At 60.1% G+C, this 19089-nt stretch carries 22 protein-coding genes and 3 pseudogenes; 15 read left to right on the top strand and 10 right to left on the bottom strand.

The features are described 5' to 3' along the window. The first annotated feature begins 144 nt into the window (after window positions 1-144). Both L5014_RS24870 and L5014_RS24865 read left to right on the top strand, forming a co-directional pair. Window positions 145-696 carry a DUF1003 domain-containing protein gene (locus tag L5014_RS24870; RefSeq protein ID WP_238466480.1) on the top strand — a complete coding sequence of 184 codons (552 nt, stop codon included), beginning with the start codon at window positions 145-147 and terminating at the stop codon, window positions 694-696. A 150-nt stretch (window positions 697-846) separates the two neighbouring features. Continuing rightward, a pseudogene (locus L5014_RS24865) lies at window positions 847-1062 on the top strand (glycosyltransferase family 4 protein); the annotation flags it as partial. Window positions 1063-1691: 629 nt separating this feature from the next. Here the strand turns inward: L5014_RS24865 and L5014_RS24860 are convergent. Further along, a pseudogene (locus L5014_RS24860) lies at window positions 1692-1934 on the bottom strand (transposase domain-containing protein); the annotation flags it as partial. Window positions 1935-2216: 282 nt separating this feature from the next. Between L5014_RS24860 and L5014_RS24855 the strand changes: the two are divergent. Genes L5014_RS24855 through L5014_RS24840 form a run of 4 tightly spaced genes read left to right on the top strand, consistent with a single transcriptional unit; the run spans window position 2217 to window position 3205 of the window. Beyond that, entirely contained in the window at window positions 2217-2420 is a 204-nt protein-coding gene (locus L5014_RS24855; protein ID WP_238466479.1) for a hypothetical protein, read from the top strand. Beyond that, a complete protein-coding gene (locus tag L5014_RS24850) occupies window positions 2407-2703 on the top strand; it encodes a hypothetical protein (protein WP_238466478.1) in 297 nt (98 codons plus the stop codon). Before L5014_RS24855 ends, L5014_RS24850 begins: the two co-directional genes overlap by 14 nt. Then, complete coding sequence (locus L5014_RS24845; protein WP_338019325.1) at window positions 2648-2929, top strand: recombinase family protein; 282 nt, start codon at window positions 2648-2650, stop codon at window positions 2927-2929. The genes L5014_RS24850 and L5014_RS24845 overlap by 56 nt, the downstream gene beginning before the upstream one ends. A gap of 54 nt (window positions 2930-2983) precedes the next feature. Next, window positions 2984-3205 (top strand): recombinase family protein, encoded by a 222-nt coding sequence (locus L5014_RS24840; RefSeq protein ID WP_238466477.1) that lies wholly within the window; start codon window positions 2984-2986, stop codon window positions 3203-3205. A gap of 39 nt (window positions 3206-3244) precedes the next feature. On the opposite strand, the gene L5014_RS24835 is transcribed toward L5014_RS24840, so the two are convergent. Beyond that, window positions 3245-3964, bottom strand: a complete 720-nt coding sequence (locus L5014_RS24835; protein WP_238466476.1) for a Crp/Fnr family transcriptional regulator — start codon at window positions 3962-3964, stop codon at window positions 3245-3247. A 689-nt stretch (window positions 3965-4653) separates the two neighbouring features. Between L5014_RS24835 and L5014_RS24830 the strand changes: the two genes are divergently transcribed. The 3 genes from L5014_RS24830 to L5014_RS24820 are packed head-to-tail and all read left to right on the top strand — an operon-like array spanning window position 4654 to window position 6222. Further along, a complete protein-coding gene (locus tag L5014_RS24830) occupies window positions 4654-4830 on the top strand; it encodes a CsbD family protein (RefSeq protein ID WP_238466475.1) in 177 nt (58 codons plus the stop codon). A 1-nt stretch (window position 4831) separates the two neighbouring features. Further along, a complete protein-coding gene (locus tag L5014_RS24825) occupies window positions 4832-5005 on the top strand; it encodes a hypothetical protein (RefSeq protein WP_238466474.1) in 174 nt (57 codons plus the stop codon). Beyond that, the gene (locus tag L5014_RS24820; protein ID WP_238466473.1) at window positions 5002-6222 is read left to right on the top strand and encodes a DUF2252 domain-containing protein; all 1221 of its coding nucleotides are present in this window, start codon (window positions 5002-5004) and stop codon (window positions 6220-6222) included. The genes L5014_RS24825 and L5014_RS24820 overlap by 4 nt, the downstream gene beginning before the upstream one ends. 268 nt (window positions 6223-6490) lie before the next feature. Here L5014_RS24820 and L5014_RS24815 read toward each other — a convergent pair whose 3' ends face one another. Both L5014_RS24815 and L5014_RS24810 read right to left on the bottom strand, forming a co-directional pair. Further along, a complete protein-coding gene (locus L5014_RS24815; protein WP_238466472.1) occupies window positions 6491-6808 on the bottom strand; it encodes a chaperone modulator CbpM in 318 nt (105 codons plus the stop codon). Further along, window positions 6805-7779 carry a DnaJ C-terminal domain-containing protein gene (locus L5014_RS24810; RefSeq protein ID WP_238466471.1) on the bottom strand — a complete coding sequence of 325 codons (975 nt, stop codon included), beginning with the start codon at window positions 7777-7779 and terminating at the stop codon, window positions 6805-6807. Before L5014_RS24810 ends, L5014_RS24815 begins: the two co-directional genes overlap by 4 nt. A 483-nt stretch (window positions 7780-8262) precedes the next feature. On the opposite strand from L5014_RS24810, the gene L5014_RS24805 reads away from it, so the two are divergent. Then, on the top strand, window positions 8263-8610 hold the full coding sequence (locus L5014_RS24805; protein WP_238466470.1) for a Spy/CpxP family protein refolding chaperone: 348 nt from the start codon (window positions 8263-8265) through the stop codon (window positions 8608-8610). A 130-nt stretch (window positions 8611-8740) separates the two neighbouring features. Continuing rightward, window positions 8741-9040, top strand: coding sequence for a hypothetical protein (locus L5014_RS24800; protein WP_238466469.1), 300 nt, complete (start codon window positions 8741-8743; stop codon window positions 9038-9040). Between the two features lie 241 nt (window positions 9041-9281). Here L5014_RS24800 and pgm read toward each other — a convergent pair whose 3' ends face one another. The 3 genes and pseudogenes from pgm to L5014_RS24780 all read right to left on the bottom strand — a co-directional run bounded on the left by pgm (window position 9282) and on the right by L5014_RS24780 (window position 11593). Next, entirely contained in the window at window positions 9282-10955 is a 1674-nt protein-coding gene (gene pgm / locus L5014_RS24795) for a phosphoglucomutase (alpha-D-glucose-1,6-bisphosphate-dependent) (RefSeq protein WP_238466468.1), read from the bottom strand. Between the two features lie 71 nt (window positions 10956-11026). Continuing rightward, window positions 11027-11212 (bottom strand): annotated as a pseudogene (locus L5014_RS39035) (hypothetical protein); the annotation flags it as partial. A gap of 15 nt (window positions 11213-11227) precedes the next feature. Then, on the bottom strand, window positions 11228-11593 hold the full coding sequence (locus L5014_RS24780) for a BON domain-containing protein (protein WP_420800128.1): 366 nt from the start codon (window positions 11591-11593) through the stop codon (window positions 11228-11230). A 479-nt stretch (window positions 11594-12072) separates the two neighbouring features. Between L5014_RS24780 and L5014_RS24775 the strand changes: the two genes are divergently transcribed. Beyond that, window positions 12073-12543, top strand: a complete 471-nt coding sequence (locus L5014_RS24775) for a DUF3096 domain-containing protein (RefSeq protein WP_238466467.1) — start codon at window positions 12073-12075, stop codon at window positions 12541-12543. A gap of 92 nt (window positions 12544-12635) precedes the next feature. Then, window positions 12636-13082, top strand: coding sequence for a carboxypeptidase-like regulatory domain-containing protein (locus L5014_RS24770; protein ID WP_238466466.1), 447 nt, complete (start codon window positions 12636-12638; stop codon window positions 13080-13082). 55 nt (window positions 13083-13137) lie between these two features. Here L5014_RS24770 and gor read toward each other — a convergent pair whose 3' ends face one another. Next, window positions 13138-14550, bottom strand: coding sequence for a glutathione-disulfide reductase (gor, locus tag L5014_RS24765; RefSeq protein WP_238466465.1), 1413 nt, complete (start codon window positions 14548-14550; stop codon window positions 13138-13140). Window positions 14551-14767: 217 nt separating this feature from the next. Here gor and L5014_RS24760 point away from each other — a divergent pair, with 217 nt between their 5' ends. Further along, window positions 14768-15007 (top strand): hypothetical protein, encoded by a 240-nt coding sequence (locus tag L5014_RS24760; protein ID WP_238466464.1) that lies wholly within the window; start codon window positions 14768-14770, stop codon window positions 15005-15007. Window positions 15008-15535: 528 nt separating this feature from the next. Here L5014_RS24760 and L5014_RS24755 read toward each other — a convergent pair. Further along, window positions 15536-15982 (bottom strand): hypothetical protein, encoded by a 447-nt coding sequence (locus L5014_RS24755; RefSeq protein ID WP_238466463.1) that lies wholly within the window; start codon window positions 15980-15982, stop codon window positions 15536-15538. Window positions 15983-16498: 516 nt separating this feature from the next. Further along, on the bottom strand, window positions 16499-17791 hold the full coding sequence (locus tag L5014_RS24750) for an NRAMP family divalent metal transporter (RefSeq protein ID WP_238466462.1): 1293 nt from the start codon (window positions 17789-17791) through the stop codon (window positions 16499-16501). A gap of 1001 nt (window positions 17792-18792) precedes the next feature. Between L5014_RS24750 and L5014_RS24745 the strand changes: the two genes are divergently transcribed. Next, the gene (locus L5014_RS24745) at window positions 18793-19068 is read left to right on the top strand and encodes a hypothetical protein (RefSeq protein WP_238466461.1); all 276 of its coding nucleotides are present in this window, start codon (window positions 18793-18795) and stop codon (window positions 19066-19068) included. Window positions 19069-19089 lie beyond the last annotated feature (21 nt).

The raw sequence follows: 19089 nt of genomic DNA, 5'->3' as shown, positions 1-19089 counted from the left end.
AGCTGGATGGCAACGAAACTGGGGGGGACCGCTTTTCCGGCTGTTTCGGTTTCTTTGCTTCGCGATTGCTGCGCAACCAGCCTTTTGCCATGACCTTGCTGCGGTTCCATTCTGTTCGGATTGCGCGACCGCGCGGAGGGCAACATGCATAAACCTGCGGAGCTTGCCGAAAAATTCTTTGGCGTACCCTATGAATCATTGGACGAGCGCGCGAAGAATGTTGCACGTCTCATCTCGGAACGAAAGCACATAGCGAGAGACTCCACGAAAGAACTGGATGCAGCGACGACGCATGGCCAGCGCGCAGCAGATGCCGTTGCAGCCTTCGGCGGGTCGTGGATATTCATCACGTGCTTTATTGTCGTCATGGTCGTCTGGGTCAGCCTGAATTCGCTGATTCTGGCAACGCACAGCAAGGCTTTTGATCCTTACCCGTATATCTTGCTCAACCTGTTTCTCTCGATGCTGGCAGCTATCCAGGCGCCCATTATCCTGATGGCCCAGAACCGGCAGTCATATAAGGACCGGGTGTCTGCCGAACACGATTACGAAATCAATCTGAAGGCCGAACTCGAGATCATGTTGCTCCATGAAAAGTTGGACGGGTTGCGCGAGAAGCAATGGACTGAATTGCTGGACATGCAGAAGGAACAGATGGCGGCACTGAAGAACCTGCTCGAGTCTGGCAGGACGTGAGCGACGGGGCATCTGGGTCGCCAGCATCGTGAAACGACGCGATCGAGACGCGATCGAATTGCGAACGACGCGGCCCGGCCATCCATGGCGACCGCCGGTCGTTTCCGCCGACCGATCTATTTTGGGGGATCGCTGTACAACGGGATGTGGCAGGCGATTGACCAGGGCAACACGGGTTATATCTGCGAAGACGTGCAGAGTGCCGTAGGTGTGCTGCAATGTCTCGATGAGCTGTCACGTCCGGAAATCCGCGCCCAGTTCGAACGCCGCTTCAGCGCCAGAACGATGGCGCAAAGGTACGTCGACAGCTATGCCTCACTGCTCCAGGCGGCACGGCATCCGCTATTGCGACGTGCCGCCGGTTGATCTGCGCCATGACGGCTTTCCATTGCGAAGCCGTGGCATCGGTCATGATGATGCGTGCCAGAAAGACGCTGACCGGCGATTTTTCATGCGATGAACGCAGCCAACTTACCATCCTTCCTGTTGCCCGGTCCCATGCGCCCCCTGGTCATTGGGATGCCAGGAATGATTCATGTGGTCGCCGGAGGTTCGGCCTTGATTCCACCCGCTTTCATGACCGCCACCATACCCGCCGCCATACCCCCCGTTTCGATCACCACGATAGCCGTCACCGGGTACCCAAAGGCATCCGGCGAGCGCGGCCGTAATAGCCGCAACACAGATATAGGTAGACGTACGCATATTGCTCTCCTTGCCAGTCGCACACAGGCGTGATGCTTCGCTTGATCGACCGGAGACGAATGACAGAATCATTCTCCACTGATTTGAACCACGTCGATGATCGTGAAAAGATCACGCGCGAATGGAGGGTGGCAAGAGACATCCTCCCGTCAACGAGATCGCGTGTCTGTACGCTGTCGTACTGCATCCGCAGCCGCCCTGGCGTAGCTTCAGAGTAAGCGATCCATTAGCGCCGCCCCTCTGAGTAATGGACGGGCACCGTCGACTCGTACGATGGATTTGACTGCGGTTCAGCTCAGGGTTGTGGGCATCTTCCAGGGCAGGAGTGCATCGTAATCCTCAACGGTCTTTGCAAGAGGAATATGCTCGAACAGCCAGTTCAGATAGCGGTACGGATCGATACCATTGGCTTTGAAGGTTTCAACGAGACTATAAAGATTCGCGCTGGCATGTGCGCCCGCAACCGTATCGGCAAGCAGGAAGCCCTTACGTGCAACGGCAAGCTCGCGCTCATTCTGCACATATCGGGCAAGAAGTTGAAGTCCATTATCGCTGGTATCCGTTGTATGGTCACCGCGTCAAGGTTCGAGACGTCGAGCAACGTAGCGGCGGCAGTGTGGTGCATGTCGAAGCCGCCCCTGACGTAGTGAGGGTGGTGGCGGCGTGGATGCTGGATCGCGCCGTGTGTTCGGCCATGGAGCTTGGCGAACCAAGGGTCACGGTAACGGTGTTGTGCGATCGGCATCGTTTGCTTGTCGATCGGCGCCTGCGCGCACACTCTCCGGACGGTTCCAACATCGTCCGGGAGAAGCGCAATGGAGAAGCTAACAAAGGGCGTTCCCACACGAACGCAATCGCCAGTGGTGACGCCGCGCCAGATGAGCATGCGGTTCGACAACGCCGAGCTTCAGGGAATGAGCGTAGAGCAGCGCGCAATGGCAATCACGCGTCTTGCAAGCCTGCTGATACACGCCGCCGACGGCACCACCGGGAAGGAGTGTGACGATGACGAACGCTGATCGTCTGCCGGCGCCCCTTCTCAAGCGCAAGGCGGTGGTTTATGTCCAGCAGTCGACGCAGGCCCAGGTGCAGATGAACCTCGAGAGCAAGCGCCGCCAGTACGAGCTCGTGGACGAAGCAAAGCGTCGCGGGTTTCGCGACATCGAGGTCATCGACGACGATCTGGGCCGGTCGGCGAGCGGAGCGGTGGCGCGGCCCGGCTTTGACCGCCTCGTGGCATTGCTTTGTGCCGGTGAAGTCGGGGGCTGTCCTTTGCCTGGATGCATCACGTCTTGCCCGTAACGGGCGCGACTGGCACCATCTGCTCGAACTTTGCGGTCTCGTCGAGGCGAGCGTCATCGACCTTAATGGCGTGTATGATCCCTGCCGGCCGAACGACCGGCTATTGCCAGGCATGAAGGGTAGCATCAGCGGGTTCGAGCTCAACGTGCTTCGAACGCGTATGCTCGATGCCGCGCGTGCCAAGGCTCAGCGCGGTGAATTACGCATCAGCGTGCCGATTGGCTAGCTCTGGCATCGTGATATCGGGCTGGGTCTTGATCCAAACCAGCGACTGCAGGAAGTGATACGCCTGATCTTTACTCGCTTTCGTGAACGGGGTAGCGCGCGACAGACCTTCCTGTCGTGGCGATCCGAGCAGGTCCACTTCCCGCGCCCGACTGATCGCACGAGCCTGACACACTTCGACTGGACGCTGATACGTTACCGTAACGTGATCTCGGTGCTCAGGAATCCGTTCTATTCTGGAGCCTATGCTTATGGTAAGCACCGGCAGCCGCGGTGAGCGAGGCTCGTCAGCGCGCTCGTGCAAATAGCACGTTATCTATAACGCTTTCAAGTCGGGCAACAGGCGGTCGAATTCCCGCTTCACCACGCCGTAGCATTCGCACACGCGCTTTTCGAGCCCCGGTCGATCCAGCACCTCGATGTGACCGTAGCTATAGCGGATCAGGCCTGCATCCTGAAGCTTCATTGCTGCTTCGGTGACACCGGGCCTGCGCACGCCGAGCATGTTGGCAATCAATTCCTGAGTCATCTTCAGCTCGTTGGACGGCAGACGGTCGATACTCAGCAGCAGCCAGCGGCACAACTGCTGATCGATCGAATGATGCCGGTTGCACACTGCGGTCTGCGCCATCTGCGTGATCAGCGCCTGGGTGTACCGCAGCAGTAGCCGCTGCATCGGCCCGGCTCGATGGAATTCCTCCTTCAGGATTCGGGCATCCAGCCGGTACGCCTTGCCCGCGCTCTGCACGACCGCGCGACTGGGCGTGGTTTCGCCACCCATGAAGAGTGCAATGCCGACCACCCCTTCGTTGCCGACAATTGCAATCTCGCCAGACGCCCCGTCCTCCATCACATACAGCAGCGAGACGATTGCTGTCGACGGGAAATAGACGTGGTAGAGACGGTCGCCGGATTCGTAGACGACCTGTCCCAGTGGCATATCCACCTCCACCATATGTGGGCCGATGCGTTCCCACTCCGCTTCCGGCAAGACCGAAAGCAGGTGGTTGTCACGAGGCTGATTTGCGTTCGACATGGGACACTCCCCGATATCCTGAAAGAAGCGGCGTCGTATTCGTTAAGTTGCGACTAAAAAGATGTGGCGTCAAGCGCCGTTGGATGACCGTTACGAGCGGATTATCGCATCGCCATACGAACTGGCCCCAGTGGCCTCTACCCATCTTCCCTATTATTGTCTATCCCCCGAAAATTGAAAATCTTCCTGTCACTCCTGCCGGGACAGGCTTCAGGGGGCATCCGTCTGCGCCGGAACAGCCGGATCTGCAGCTCCGGTAGGATTCGACTCCACCAGTTCGGATCGGCGTAAAACGCGGCCAACGCCTCGATGTCGAGGCTCGAGTCCGCCGGGCGCAGTTTCTGGACGGCCTGCCGAGGAGCGACGATGAAGAACGAGGATCATCCGAGAGAAAATTGCGCATGCAAGCAGCGAAGGGCTCCAGACGATAACCCCTGCAGTACTCCTGGGAGTCTCGATGTACACGACCGTACCGACTGCGCGGCAAATCAAGTTCAATCTCACTCTACCGGGCAGATCTGTCCTGAGCATTGTGCTTGTATTGCGGCTTCTGGACAGGATATAAGCGCAAACTTCCTGTCTGAATGATCCCTTCTCAGGTAGCCGTCGTCGGGCTCATCCCATCAGAAAACGCGCGGCCCCCAAGTGTCAGTACGCTCAGTCATCCGGCATTTTCAAGGAGCAATGTCATGAACAAGGATCAGGTGAAGGGCCGTATCAAAGTCGCAAAAGGAAAGTTGGAGGAAGTGGTCGGCAAGGCCACGGGAAATAAAACGACCAACTTGAAAGGCAGAGTCGAACAGGTTGTCGGCAAGACACAAGCCGCGTACGGTGATGCGAAAGAGCAACTCAGGAAGCAGCCGTAGGGTGCGCGCGCGAACAGGCTCAAATCGTCAATACAACCTGCACTCGCTGATCGATGCGTGCAAGGTCATCGGTGTCGAGTCGTATCGCTATCTCATCACGTCGTGCAGCGCGTTGCCGCTCACCACGATCGCCGACAACGAGGCATTGGTGCCGTGGCCACTCGATCTCCCTTGAAGACCGCTTACAGACCCACGCCTTCCAGCGGGCGGCAGGCAGCACTGATCGCGCTCCGGAACTTGAAGATGGCGCGCTCAGCACACGCCTATGTTCGGGGCAATACCATCAGATTCTACCAATGGCTTGAAAGCCTGGAGAGCCACACGTTACCTGATGGCCCCCCTATCTGGATTTGCGGCGACTGTCACGTAGGTAATCTGGGGCCTATCTCGAACGCACAGGGCCACGTCGAGATACAAATTCGCGACCTCGACCAAACGGTTGTTGGCAACCCCGTCCATGACCTCATCCGCCTCGGATTGTCGCTGGCTACTGCGGCGCGCGGCTCCGATTTGTCGGGTGTGGTTATCGCGACCATGATGGAACAGATGATGGAAGGCTACGAGCGCGCCTTTGACACTGCGTGTGAGGACGCCGGTGGATCCATTGAAAGTCCGGAGTCCGCCCGGGTGATAATGCGGCAGGCATGGAAACGGACGTGGAAGAATCTGGCCAGGGACCGTATCGAGAACACCAAGCCCACGATTCCTTTGGGCAAGAGCTTCTGGCCCCTGTCGAGGGAAGAAAAACGCGCGGTCAAGCAGCTGTTTGCAGATGAGATCGTTGCACGCCTGGCCACCTTGTTGCGCTCGCGCGACGAAGGCGCGTCGGTCAAGGTGCTTGACGCCGCTTACTGGGTAAAAGGCTGCAGCTCACTTGGCCGCTTGCGCGTTGCGGTACTGCTCGACGTCGGACGTGGGTCTTCCAGCGGCGATGACCTTTGTCTGATGGACATCAAAGAGGCCATCCAGGCCGCCGCTCCTCGATACCCGGCAGTCAGGATGCCGCGAGACAACGGCGAACGCATCGTCGAGGGAGCTCGCCACCTGGCGCCATTCCTGGGCGAACGCATGCGCGCGTCGCGCTTTCTCGACCGATCCGTGTTCCTGCGGGAACTGCTTCCTCAAGACCTGAAAGTGGAAATCAACCAACTCACACATGACGAAGCAATGAAAGTCGCACGATTCCTGGCGCTGGTCGTCGGAAAGGCGCACGCCAGGCAAATGGACGGGTCAACGCGCGAGAGCTGGCAGCGGGAACTGCAGCGCAATCGCTCAAAAAAGCTCGATGCGCCCACCTGGCTGTGGACCAGTATCGTCGAACTCGTGAGCAGGCACGAACGGGGCTATCTCGAGCACTGCCGAAGGTATGCAATGGACTCCGCAACAAGATAGGCCGGACAGAACAGCGCTACCGATCGGCATGGCTGCCGGCATCTGCCGACTCAGTCCTCACGGACCACCTCCCACCCTACGGCCATGCGCGAGCAACGAATACGGAGAACCCAGCGCTACCGTCGAAGAAACCAAGGCAGCCACGGAGCGCACGACAGCCTCCATCGATGAAGCCATGGAACCCATCGAGGCAAGCGAGGAGCGCAATGCTGTCATGGGAACCGAAGGTATGAGGGGACCCAAACGTTGAATCGCATATTCAACGCAGTCAATGTTTTTGCACTCGCCGCAAGCGAGCCCGTAACGTATCGATTTCGTCGAGCAGATCGAGCGCAAGTGCAATGCCGGCCGCATTGATCTCGAGGTCCCTTGTCAGGCGTTGCGCAATCCGCACGCGGCACAACGATGGGCCATCGAATCGCCACGCCTGCGGCCCGGCGCCTTGCGGTTCAAGCGCGCCTTCCGCTGTCCAGAGCGCGAGTTGTTCTTCCGATGCGCCGGTCGCCCTGCATAGCTCAAAGAGCGTGAACTCAACCTCTTCCTCGACAATCGGTCCTGCGAGCCAGATCGAATGCGATTCGTTCATGATGATTCACTCGCAAAGTGTGCACGCGGATCAAAGGCAAACGCTTGCCGCATCGACTCGTAGCTCGCGCGAGCGCTGTCGCTGTCGGCTGGCGGCAACACGATGTTCAATTGCACGTATAGGTCGCCCGGCGGGGTCCCCGGAATCCCCTTGCCCTTGAGCCGCAAGCGCCGCCCCCCGCCCGAGCCCTGTGGCACCGTGATTTCGACGGTGCCGTCCGGGGTCGGCACCATGATGCGCGCGCCCAACGCGGCCTCCCAGGGCGCCACCGGCACGTCGATCGAAACATCGCGTCCGGTGACGCGAAAATGCGCATGATCCCGAAAGCCAATCTCCAGATAGAGGTCTCCCGCACGTCCCTGCCCGATTCCGGCGCCCCCCTGCCCGGCAAGCCGCACATGCTGCCCTTCCCGCACCCCCTTCGGAATGGACACGTTCAGCGTCCGCGAGTGCACCGTGACACGCCCCTTCGTATCGAGTACCGGCGTGTCGAGCGTAATCGAACGCTGTACGCCGTGATAGGCATCCTCCAGATCGATCACCATTTTTGCGTGGTGGTCGTGTCCGGAAATCGCGTAGTGCGTGTCGCCGCGAGCGCTGCCCCGGTCCTGCCTCATCCTCGCGTCGCGATCGACGCCGAACAGCGACTCGAAGAACTCACTGAACTGAGCCTGTTCACTTTCGTCGTGACTCGCCCCGCGGAATTCGAAGCCCTCGTCCCACTGAGGCGGCGGCTGGAAGTCCTGGCCGTTGTGCCACTGGTCGCCGATCCGGTCGTATGCCGCGCGCTTCTCCGTTTCCTTGAGCACCTTGTAGGCCTCACCGACTTCCTTGAAGCGCTCCTCGGCGTTGCCTAGCTTGCTGAGGTCCGGGTGATATTTGCGGGCGAGCTTGCGATAAGTCCTCTTGATTTCATCCTGCGTCGCGGTGCGCGGCAGTCCCAGCGTCTCGTAATAGTCCTTGTATTTCATTTCAAAGGCCTATCGACAAAGTGTGAAACCGCCGCGCCTGGTCGAGAATGGTTGCTCTGTGTGCGGCGATCTCGATCGACTGAAAATCGAAGTTTCAGAGCCTTAAAAAACACCGTGCGCGCGGCGGCAACAAAAGTCGGTACGGTGCCGTACGCCACGTCGAACGCAGCACTGACTGCGCCGATGAGCGCATGAAGTTCACAGCGGAAGACCAGGTACGCGAACGTCCGATATCGGACAGATGCCACTCGGGAAAGGATGCACAAGTGATCTACTCAATCGAACTCGCCCGCAGCGCTAGTCATGTGTCGGCGATTCGATTTTTCGTCGAATCGTCGTGGAGACAAACCATGAAACCCGTCAATACCGCTTGCCAATCGCGAACTGCCCCGCATTGCAGCAGCACTCGTTCTCGGGATTGCAGTGCTCGCCAATCCGGCAAGCGCCGCGTCCCCAGTGCAGACTCAAGCGAGCGCGCATGTCATGACCGTTGCGGCTCACACCCCGATCGAAACACGCATCAGCAGCCTTCACACGAGGCTGCAGATCACTGCCGCGCAGGAATCGCTCTGGCAACCGTTCGCGCAGGTCATGCGCGACAACGCCGGCAAGATGGATTCGCTCATCCAGTACCGTGCCGCTAACGCCAACAGCATGAACGCGGTCGACGATCTGCGCTCCTATGGCCAGATCGTCGATGCTCATGCAGATGGCATCAGGAAACTGACGACAACCTTCCAGGCGCTCTACGACAGCATGTCCGACGTCCAGAAACGCAATGCCGATCTGATTTTCCGGAGCGACCACCATCACGCATCGAAGAAAGGTTGATTGGGGCTCGGCCCACGCGAGCCGCAGCGAGCCGGCGCTACGGAAAGCAGCACAGGTTCCAGTTCGACAGCTTTGCATGGGGCCGGAGTAAGCGCTGAAGCGCTAACTCCGGTCGACACAGGAGAACACCATGAAAACCTCAACCACGCGCACGCCGGTCAAAGGCTCGATGAGGGCTAGATGCGCGAGCGCATTCGGCTTCGCCCTGGCGATCGGCTGCATCCTGACAACACCACCACTGCGGGCAGAAGACGCCCATCGAGGCGGACAGCAGCATAGCCAGCGGCACGCCCCGCGGCAGCAGGTATATCGACACGAAGACCAACGCCATGGCAACAACTACAACAATCAGGACTATGCCTACGGGGCGCCACCTGTCGTCTATGCGCCGGCGGTCGTACCAGGAATCAGTCTATTCGTGCCGCTCTAGCGTCGATAGAGGAATCAGCGCCTCGGCGCGCCGCGCATTCCGCGAGAAGCGCGGCGACAAACACGCCGAAGCGCAGGGCGAAACCGAAGTTGGCCCGCGAAAACGGACACCTATCCTTTTGATGAGGAGGTGTCGAAATGGGTAGGCATCGTACCCCTACCCTGTGGAATTTCGGGCCCACATGGTCGAGCCGGTGTGCCGGGCCAAGCCTCACGTCACCGCTCTCACGCGCTTTTGCGGTTCACTGAAGGTCTCCGCCACGCTCGGCCGTCTGTGCCTCGAGCGTGTCGTCGACCATCGCCTCGGCCTCGTCGACGATGCGTCTCAGGTGAGCCTCTCCGCGGAAGCTCTCCGCATAAATCTTGTAGATATCTTCGGTTCCTGAAGGACGCGCGGCGAACCATCCACTCTTCGTGATGACCTTGATGCCGCCAAACGCGGCGTGATTGCCTGGCGCGCGGTCAAGCACGTGCTCGATCTTTTCGCCGGCCAGTTCGGTATGGGGAAACTGCGCAGGTGAGAGCCGCGCCAGCAGAGCACGCTGCTGCGCCGTCGCCGCGGCTTGCAGACGACGTTCGGCCGGCTCGCCCAATCTCTGGGTCAGATCCCGGTAGATTTCCGCGGGATCGCGGCCGATGCGAGTCGTGATCTCGGCTGAGAGCAACGCGGGCACGATGCCATCCTTGTCCGTAGTCCACGCCGAGCCGTCGAGCCGCAGACAGCTGGCGCCCGCGCTCTCTTCACCCGCGAAGCCCAGCGAACCGTCGAGCAAGCCGCCCACAAACCATTTGAACCCAACCGGCACTTCGTAAAGCGCGCGACCGAGCTTCTCGGTCACACGATCGATCATCTGGCTGCTGACGATGGTCTTGCCCACCGCCGCATGGGCGGGCCACTGCGGGCGATGCGCATACAGATAGTCGACGAGGACCGTGAGATAGTGATTCGGCGGCAGCAGCCCCGCGTTGCGCGTGACAACACCATGCCGGTCGTGGTCGGTGTCGCACGCAAAGGCCAGGTCGAAGCGGTCTTTCTGGTCGAGCAGCGTTTGCATCGCAAACGGCGATGATGGGTCCATGCGAATCCGCCCGTCCCAATCGACGCTCATGAAGCGGAAGGTCGGGTCGACCTCGTCATTGACCACGGTAAGGTTCAAGCCATAGCGATCGGCAATCGGCCCCCAGTAGTGCACGCCGGCACCGCCGAGCGGATCGACTCCGAGGCGGATCGGCGCGCCGCGCACCACATCCATATCGATGACGTTGCAGAGGTCGCCAACGTAAGCGTTGAGGAAGTCATGCCGGTGCGTCGTCGTGGCGCGCAGCGCCTTTGACAGCGGCACGCGCAGCACACCGTCAAGCTTGCCTTCAAGCAAAGCGTTCGCTGCTGCGTCGATCCAACCGGTGACGGTTTCATCCGCCGGTCCGCCGTTCGGCGGGTTGTATTTGAACCCGCCGCTCTCCGGCGGGTTGTGCGAAGGCGTCATCACGATGCCGTCCGCCAATCCCGCAGGGCGGTCGCGGTTGTACGCCAGAATCGCGTGTGACACCGCCGGCGTGGGCGTGTATTCGCCGATTTGCGCAATCATGACCTCGACGCCGTTGGCGGCCAGCACCTCAAGCGCACTCGCGAAAGCGGGTTCCGAGAGCGCATGCGTATCGATGCCGAGAAATAGCGGGCCGTCGATACTCTGCTGCTTTCGATAGCGGCAAATGGCCTGAGTGATGGCGAGCACGTGCCACTCATTGAAGCCGCGCTCGAATGCCGATCCGCGATGCCCCGAGGTGCCGAACGCGACCCGTTGCGCCGGGATCGCAGGATCCGGCATATCGGTGTAGTACGACGTGACAAGCCGGGCAACGTTGACCAGCATCGCATGCGACGCGGGCTTGCCTGCGAGAGGGCTGATGTTCATTGCGGCCTCTATTTCCAGTCGAGACTCATGACGGCTCGGCCTGCGAACGGTGGTAACGCCGGATCCATGTGTTGGTCGAACGAATCGATATTCCAGATAAGCGCTTGTTTGAAAGCACTGTGTTCGTAGAGCGCGATGAGTTGTCCCGGCGCTTCCGGAGTCAGGCTCCAGACCGCAAGCAGCCCCATCAGCACCGGCAGGTTGCGTTCGGACGGGCTCGTGCGGAAATGCAGGTCCATCGCATGTGAGCCAGGAAGCGTCGGCACATACCGTTACCGGGCGATGACCAAGTGGTTCTCGACCGACTTGACGCCGTTGACGCCCTGAGCCACATCCGTTGCCGTGTGCTTTTGGCTCAACGACGGTACAGTACCGGTCAGGCGTACCACGCCCTCCCGCGTGCGGACCCCGACGTGCAGCGATGCAAAGTTTTTCTCGGCGAGCAAGCTCGCTTTGACTTTCGTGGTGATCACCGTGTCGTCCATGCCCTGGCTCATCGACTCATGAGTCGGATTGATGGACGCCGATGGCGCATCCGGGTTATTCGAATCGGAATGGGTTCCCTGAGCGTAGAGGTTTAGCGCAAGTGTCATACACGTGGCACCGACGGCGAATTTAATAAAGTTGACGGCTTTCACGTTGCTTGTCCCAGTTCAAATCGGTTCTTGAAAATGCACGGGCGATCCGCTGTCCGAGCTGGTCCCCTATTCAAATTCGCGCGCTCACAATTGCGTCACGGGCGCACGGCGCCACGATGCGAATCCGCGCGCCGAAGTGCGTCCATCGTGAAGCCGCTCTTGTGCACAGCGATCTCCATATTGTGTTTGTCGGTGTCTTGACAATTGAAAAATATTTCACAAACCTCGTGATGTCTGTCCGATAACGGACATGGACAAGCGAAAGTTCATTGGCTGATCACAATCGGATTCCATAGCGACGCGATAGCCGGAGCAATATGCCGTAGCAGTCGAACAGGAATACGACATCATGCTCCGCGGGTCTCCTGCTCTCGCACACGACTGTGTCCGTAGCGAAGCAGCGAGACGCCAAACATCATGAGCATGCCGATCACGATGCCCCACATTGCGTTTGTCATAGCGTGACCTTTAGTCGGCTCATGATTCAGGAAAAAAATCATCCGATAAACCCGTCCGCACGTCTGTACGCTAAAGGACTTTTTCGGCTTCCGACTATCGGGGCATCGCCTCCGGATTGCTGGAGAGAATGCGAAATACGGGCAATTGGTACGGTGTCGTACCGCATCTTCATCCGTTCTGACGTAGCGTCGACAGCATCATCAGATCATCAGGATGAGAATTATGCTCAGACGAACATTCATAGGGTTTACTACCGGAATGCCTCGGACGGAGATACGTCTGTTGCAATACAAAAGGTCGGCGCGAGCGGCAACGTCGACACGAGCACCGCAACCGGGCAACTGGATGCGTTTGTGTTGGCCAATGATGGCTTGATGACTGGCACGACGATCGAGGGCCCGCTGGTTTCGCTGGTTGCCGGCATTCTGATTCTCGCGATGCCGCGTCTGTTGAATTACATCGCAACGGATAGCAGGCGGCCGATTCTGTAGCACTTCTACCCAATGTCAACGATGGAGTTCGCCTGCCATGTTTGACGGGCTGCGCCTTCTTATCCGAAATCCGTCGTAACAGGAGCAATTCCATGAAACTACAAACGAACAACTGGGTGTTGGCCGCGGCGATCTTCGCCGCGTTCGGCACGGGTCTGGCGAGCGCAGCCTACGCTGTACAGAGCGACGACAGCACGGGCATGCCGGCAGAGCAGCATCAGGGCAACGTGACGTTCGTGTCGGGCGGCATCGGTCTCGACGAATCGCACGTGCTGCGTGCCGACGCGCGCAACTGGCCGCTGGAACTACAATTCACCGGGCCGGGCAGCGACTATCTCGCCGACGTACATGTGAGCATTACCGGTCTGCACGGCGCCGAGGTCCTGCAGGCCGACTCACATGGGCCGTACATGCTGGTGCGGCTGGATCCCGGCCGTTACGTCGTGCATGCCACCTACAAGGACACGGATCAGACCAGGGCGGTCGTTGTTGCCGGCGGCGGTCACGCCACCGTGTCGTTCCGCTGGAACGAACAGTAAGCGTTGCCGGCTGAGTTTTGCCGGATAACGGAGAGCCACGGCGCTTGCCGTGGCTTTAACTTTTCTGTAACCCGGGATCGCCGGACACCGGGCATGCTGGCGAAGCGGGCGGCGCCCACGGTTCCCTCATCGTCACGAATTCCTCGGCCGAAGTCGGGTGAACGCCGACCGTCATGTCGAACTGCGCCTTGCTCGCGCCCATCTTCACGGCGATCGCGATACCCTGGATGATTTCGGCCGCATCGCGCCCCACCATGTGCGCGCCCACCACTCGCTGGCTCGCGCGCTCGACGACCAGCTTCATAAAGGAGCGCTCGTCGCGCCCGCTCAGCGTGTGGCGCATCGGCCGGAACGACGTTTTGTACAGGTCGAGCTCGCCGAACGCAGCGCGTGCCTCGGCCTCGGTCATGCCCACGGTGCCGACTTCCGGCTGGCTGAATACCGCCGATGGCACGTTGTTGTGATCGGCCGGGGTTGGCCGTCCGCCGAACAGCGTCGCCGCCAGCGCGGCACCTTCACTGACCGCGACGGGCGTCAACGGCACCCGGCTGGTCACGTCTCCGATCGCGTGGATCGACTCGACGCTGGTCCTCGAAAACGCGTCGACCACCACTGCGCCCTTGGCATCGAGCGCGACGCCGGCGCCCTCCAGCCCGAGGCCGCCGCTGTTCGGCGCTCGGCCGGTCGCGAACAGCACCGCGTCATAGTCACCGCAGCCGCCGGAATCGAGCGTCGTATGCAACGTGCCGTCGGTCGCCTTGTCAAGTGCGAGCACGCTGGTCCGGTTCCGGATCGCGATGCCTTTTTTCGCCATCTCGTCCGCCAACATCTGCCGCACGTCGTCGTCGAACCCGCGCAGGATCTGCTCGCCGCGATACAGCAGGTCGACCTGCGAGCCGAGCCCATTGAAGATGCCGGCGAACTCGACCGCAATGTAGCCACCGCCGACCACGGCGATGCGCCGCGGCAGCTCGCGCATTTCAAGCGCTTCGTTCGACGTGATGGCGTGCTCGATGCCCGGAATCGACGGTAGTGCCGGCCATGCACCGGTCGCGACAACGATATGGCGGGCAGTAATGCGGCGCCCGTCGTGTGCGATCACCACGGTGTGCGGATCGGCAATGACGGCGCGGCCGGGGCAGAGCGTGACGCCGGCGGTCTCCAGCATCCCGACGTAGGCCGCGTTCAGCCGGTCGATCTCGCGGTTCTTGCGCTCGATCAGAGTTGCCCACGAGCAGCCTCTCGTCTCGACTTGCCATCCATAACCGGCGGCATCGACCAGGTCCTCGCCGTAGCGGGACGCGTAGACCAGCAGTTTCTTCGGCACGCAGCCGCGGATCACGCAGGTTCCGCCGACGCGGCTTTGCTCCGCGACCGCCACTTTGGCACCGCTGATGGCAACCATCCAGGACAGCCGGATGCCGCCCGATCCCGCGCCAATGACAAACAAGTCGTAGTCGAAGTCCATGGCAATCCTTGATGATGGGATCGGCTGACATTCAAAACGTTGTTCTCGTCCGAGCACGGCGGTATGCCAATATCCGTCGACCGAGTGACGTGCCGCCACCGTAGCTACACAATCTGGCCACTCCTGCGTCCACCCGCCATGAGATAGTACATCAACGTTTCTAACGCGCAGGAATTATGCCGGGGCGACATAAGGTGATGTCGCTCATGAATTCGCCGTGCCGCGAGCGAACGTACAGTTTATCGGCGAAATTATCGAGTATCAGAAAACGGCGTTACTGCCTGGTGCAAATGTGCTGCCGTTTCCGATCACCAATCCTGTCGAGTATTTCGATCTGCGAGTGCTCACCGGGGACCCGGATTCGGCAGCGGAACAAACCGGAACACGGCTGCACCCGATGGCGCTCATCCCGGTAAGCCAGCGAACAGAAATTGAAGCGCTGAGCCAAGAACGTTGATCGCTACCGTACAGACCTGTCTTGCCGCAGGTGAGAACGTAGCGTCACAACCTGCACGCACTGGACATTCCGTGCTTGCCGCTGCAAGGCTTGCATGCGCGGAACAGTCAGTCACTGGAACAATTCAGCAGATCTTCGTTGAGACAGAAAGCTGGATGTACAGGAGCGTGTCGCCTGTGGGCTGCGCCCCACGCGACGCTAACTGCTCGGGTTGTGAACTTATAAGGAGCGCGTCATGTACAACATCGTCTGGCTTGTTGGAGCTGTAGTCATCGTTTTGTTTGTGCTGGGTTATTTCGGATTGAGATAAGACGTGGGCAGGAGGTTGAAAAGCTGGCCGGCGGAGTTCCGTCGGACCACTTTGCGAATACTCAGCGGCCCCTTGCCGGACCGAATCAGAAAGCGTCGTGGTGTTGATGGTTCGATCTGGATTTGCACGGCTTTCGACCGGACAATCGGGCTCGATCCTGCACAAAGGAGAATCACGCAGGAAAACATTGCGGGCGAAACACAGGTGAGGGTTCCGGTTCAATGGCCGCCGCAGAAAACGGCTGTAAGCAGAAGTGGAATCACTTCATGAATAATGGCGTCGCTACCCGCTTGGCGCACACGTGCCTTGACTGCCTCGGCAGGGCCGCTTACTACCACTCCGTATGCGGAGGCCGTAATCGGCTGGCCGCTTCCCTGTTTGAATATCGCATCGTCTTGTTCATACCCAAAGACGGCATAGACGCGAAAACCGAATGCCGTCAAATTACTGCTGTGTGCTGGTCGAAATGCGTTGATCGAGTTCGCTTCAATGCGCATTGGCTTCCTGTCGATAGACTGGTCTTGCAGAAGCGGCGCTATGAATTCGTGCGCGCTCAATTTACAGTCGAGTTGTGGATCGAGCGCATAGGCATGGCACAGGACTGAAGGAAGTCCCACGCTCAACGCCGTGAGCACGGTTAGCGTGTTGAAGGTGGCCTTTTTCATCGTAGTCGCGCAAGTGCTTCTGTCAAAGTTCATCCTCGCACGTCCAGCATCCAACGTCGGTACGCTGGCGGCCAATGTCCTTGACACGACGTGTCAGGCTGCGGCGCCTATTGCGTCAGGGGATCGATGTTGCCAGTCGTCCCGTGCCGTTTGTCTGGACGCCGGCTTCCCGATAGTCAACAGTCGTCGAGGTCTACACGCCGGCGATCTGTCTTTCACGTTGCATTCGGCCCACTCGCGAACTGCGGCTGCGAAGCGTCGCAGTGCCGTTGGTGGATGGCGTCTTCTCCCATCAGGATCCGGCAATTGTCCAGTGGATGAGCGAGAGGAAGTTGGACGTGTAGGGCCTCACCTGATGCGAACTTGTCGAATACACGCTCTGCGCCCTCGTGATATGGCCGTTCCTTTATCGAAAGCGGCCGTTTCCTGGGGACAAGCGGCCGCCCCCATCGCGGGCGGCCGCGACGCCGATATCTCAGACACCGGTATCGCGATAGCGCGCCCTCCGGCCGATTGCTAAACCGCCAGAAGTATCAACATTCCTGCTACCGCCACACCCATCACGCCGGTCGCGAGCCAGCCCACCAGCCGGAGGCTGCCCGACACGGTAAGCTTTCCCATCACATCCTTATGGCTGGCCATCTTCATCATGAGCACTATGATCGGGACAGCCGTCACGCCGTTGATGACGGCACTCCAGAAGAGCGCCTTGATCGGTTCGATCGACGTGAATCCGAGCGCGAGGCCCACCATGGTGGCAAGCACGATGATTGCGTAGAACCCCCTGGCAAGCCGTGGTTCGAGTTCCAGGCTGTTTCTCCACCGGAACGCTCCCGCCATCGCATAGGCGGCCGATCCCGCAAGAACCGGCAACGCAAGCAGTCCCGTGCCGACGACGCCAAGGCTGAAGAGCAAAAAGGCAAATTGCCCCGCGATCGGTTTGAGTGCAGAGGCGGCCTGCGACGACGTCTGGATATCGGTCACGTTATGCGCATGCAGGGTCGCGGCGGTGGTGAGAATGATGAAGAAAGCTATCACGTTCGAGAAGGCCATGCCGATCCGCGTATCGGAGCCAATACGCCGCAGGTTCACCAGGGCTTGCCAGGGCGCCTTCTTCAGCGCATGTTGATCGGGCGCCGCCTGTAACTCCTCCACCTCTTCCGAGGCTTGCCAGAAGAAGAGATAGGGGCTGATTGTCGTACCGAACACCGCGACGACGGTCGTGAGATAGACACTGCTCCACGACAGATGAGGAAGCACAGTCCGGATCGCGACGGTCGGCCAGGTAATCCTGACGGCAAACACGACGCCCACATACGCGAACAGCGCGAGCGTGAGCCACTTGAGTACCCGGACATACACCTTGTAGGGGACGAAAACCTGCAGGACAAGGGAAAACACGGCGAGTCCGACCGTACACAGACGCGTGGGGCCGCCCACGATCAGATTGACGGCCGCGCCCATGGCGGTGAGATCGGCGGCAATATTGATCGTATTGGCCACGAGCAGCAGTATCACCGCGCTGTAGAGGAGCCACACGGGATAGTGACGCCGGATGTTGGTCGCGAGCCCGTGGCCGCTGACCCGTCCGATCCTCGCGCTGATGCTCTGGATAGCGACCATCAGCGGGTAGGTGAGCAAGACCGTCCAGAGGATGTTGTAGCCGAACGCCGCGCCAGCCTGCGAGTAGGTGGCAATGCCGCTCGGGTCGTCGTCGGCTGCACCCGTGATCACCCCGGGTCCTAATTTCTCGAGCCAGGGGCTGGCCTTGCGAACCGGCACGGACGGGGGCGTGAGGTTGGTTTGCATGTGAACTCCACTGCACAGGGCTGGATGGCACGGTTCGAACGAGATGTTTGACTATCTTCTGATTGAAGAAAAGCTTGCCGATCACGTGTGTTAGTACGGTTCTTTTAGCCGCGCATTAAGGTAAACAGGCATCGCGCCCAAGCCGTCTGGCAGGAGTTCAACGCACGCCAACGGGCAAGCAATTCGGAAAGCCCGAATACTTCGCAAGGTAGTCATCCGCGCCGACGTCGAGACCCCGGACTGGGTCCACCGTCCTGGCGGATCCGCTGATTGATCTCCGCGGCGAAGTAGTCCATATTCAAGGCAACGCTTTCTTCCACCATCCGGTAATCCGCGATATTCGGCACCGATTTCGTGCCACCTCATCACCCGCTGCGATGCGCCCGCAGACAGCGGCAGTCGTCTGAATCTATCGAAGTTGTAGCCTTCCAATGTTCAATCAACCTCGCCGAGGTGACCCTGATTCGCGGCAGTGTCCCTGCTGTGGGACCAGGCTCACTGGGTCCATGAAATTTTGTCCGGAGTGCGGCGCGAACCAGCAGGCCGAGACTTCTCGGGGAGCGGCATCAAGCGAAGCTGCCGCGCATCACTCGCTAACGCCCTACTATGCTTTCTGCAGTGCGGCCGTGTTTGCGCTCGTATTCACCGCGTACGGGATCTCGCATCACGATCAACGGGAACGGACCCCCGAAGTTCAGGTGTTCCAGGGGCCCGTGCTCGGGCAGCCGCAAGTGCTTGCGGCTCCGCCAGCCGACCAGCTTGCGCAGAGCACCGCGCAGCCGGCGGCCGCATCCATGCCGCCGCATCATTCGTTGCCGGCGTCTTTCAGCGCGGCACATCGGCATAGTGCCGGGCAATACGCCGCTACCCAAAGCGATCTTTCCGACGGCGCCTATGCGCGCAAAAGCAACACAAGCGCGCGCACCGACGTAGCCAGAAGTCTCGCCCGTGCGCGCGCAAGCCTCGACAGGAACAGTCTTTGGCCGGCACGCAGGGCCATCATGGCCGCACTTGCCGAGCAACCCGGCAACGACGAGGCGCAGCAGATACGGGCCGAACTGGCTACGCGAGAACAGGAGCGTGACTCGCTGCTTGGCAGCGCACGGCTTTGCGCGCGCGAGGGACAATGGGCTTGCGCGTGGAATAGCGCGGGTCACGCTCTGAGCGTCGACGGGTCGAGCCGCGAGGCGCGGAAGTTGCGCTCGCGCGCCCTCGCCGAGCACGGAGCGGACTCCTCAGGGAGATTTGATCCAGCCGGCGCCGACGGCGACCTGTAGTCCTTTTGCGGGTTGCGGTGC

Source organism: Paraburkholderia tagetis, from assembly GCF_022213065.1.
GTDB classification, from domain to species: domain Bacteria; phylum Pseudomonadota; class Gammaproteobacteria; order Burkholderiales; family Burkholderiaceae; genus Paraburkholderia; species Paraburkholderia tagetis.
Note: the sequence above shows the minus strand (reverse complement) of the source record. Positions and strands in the feature narration are given on the sequence as shown.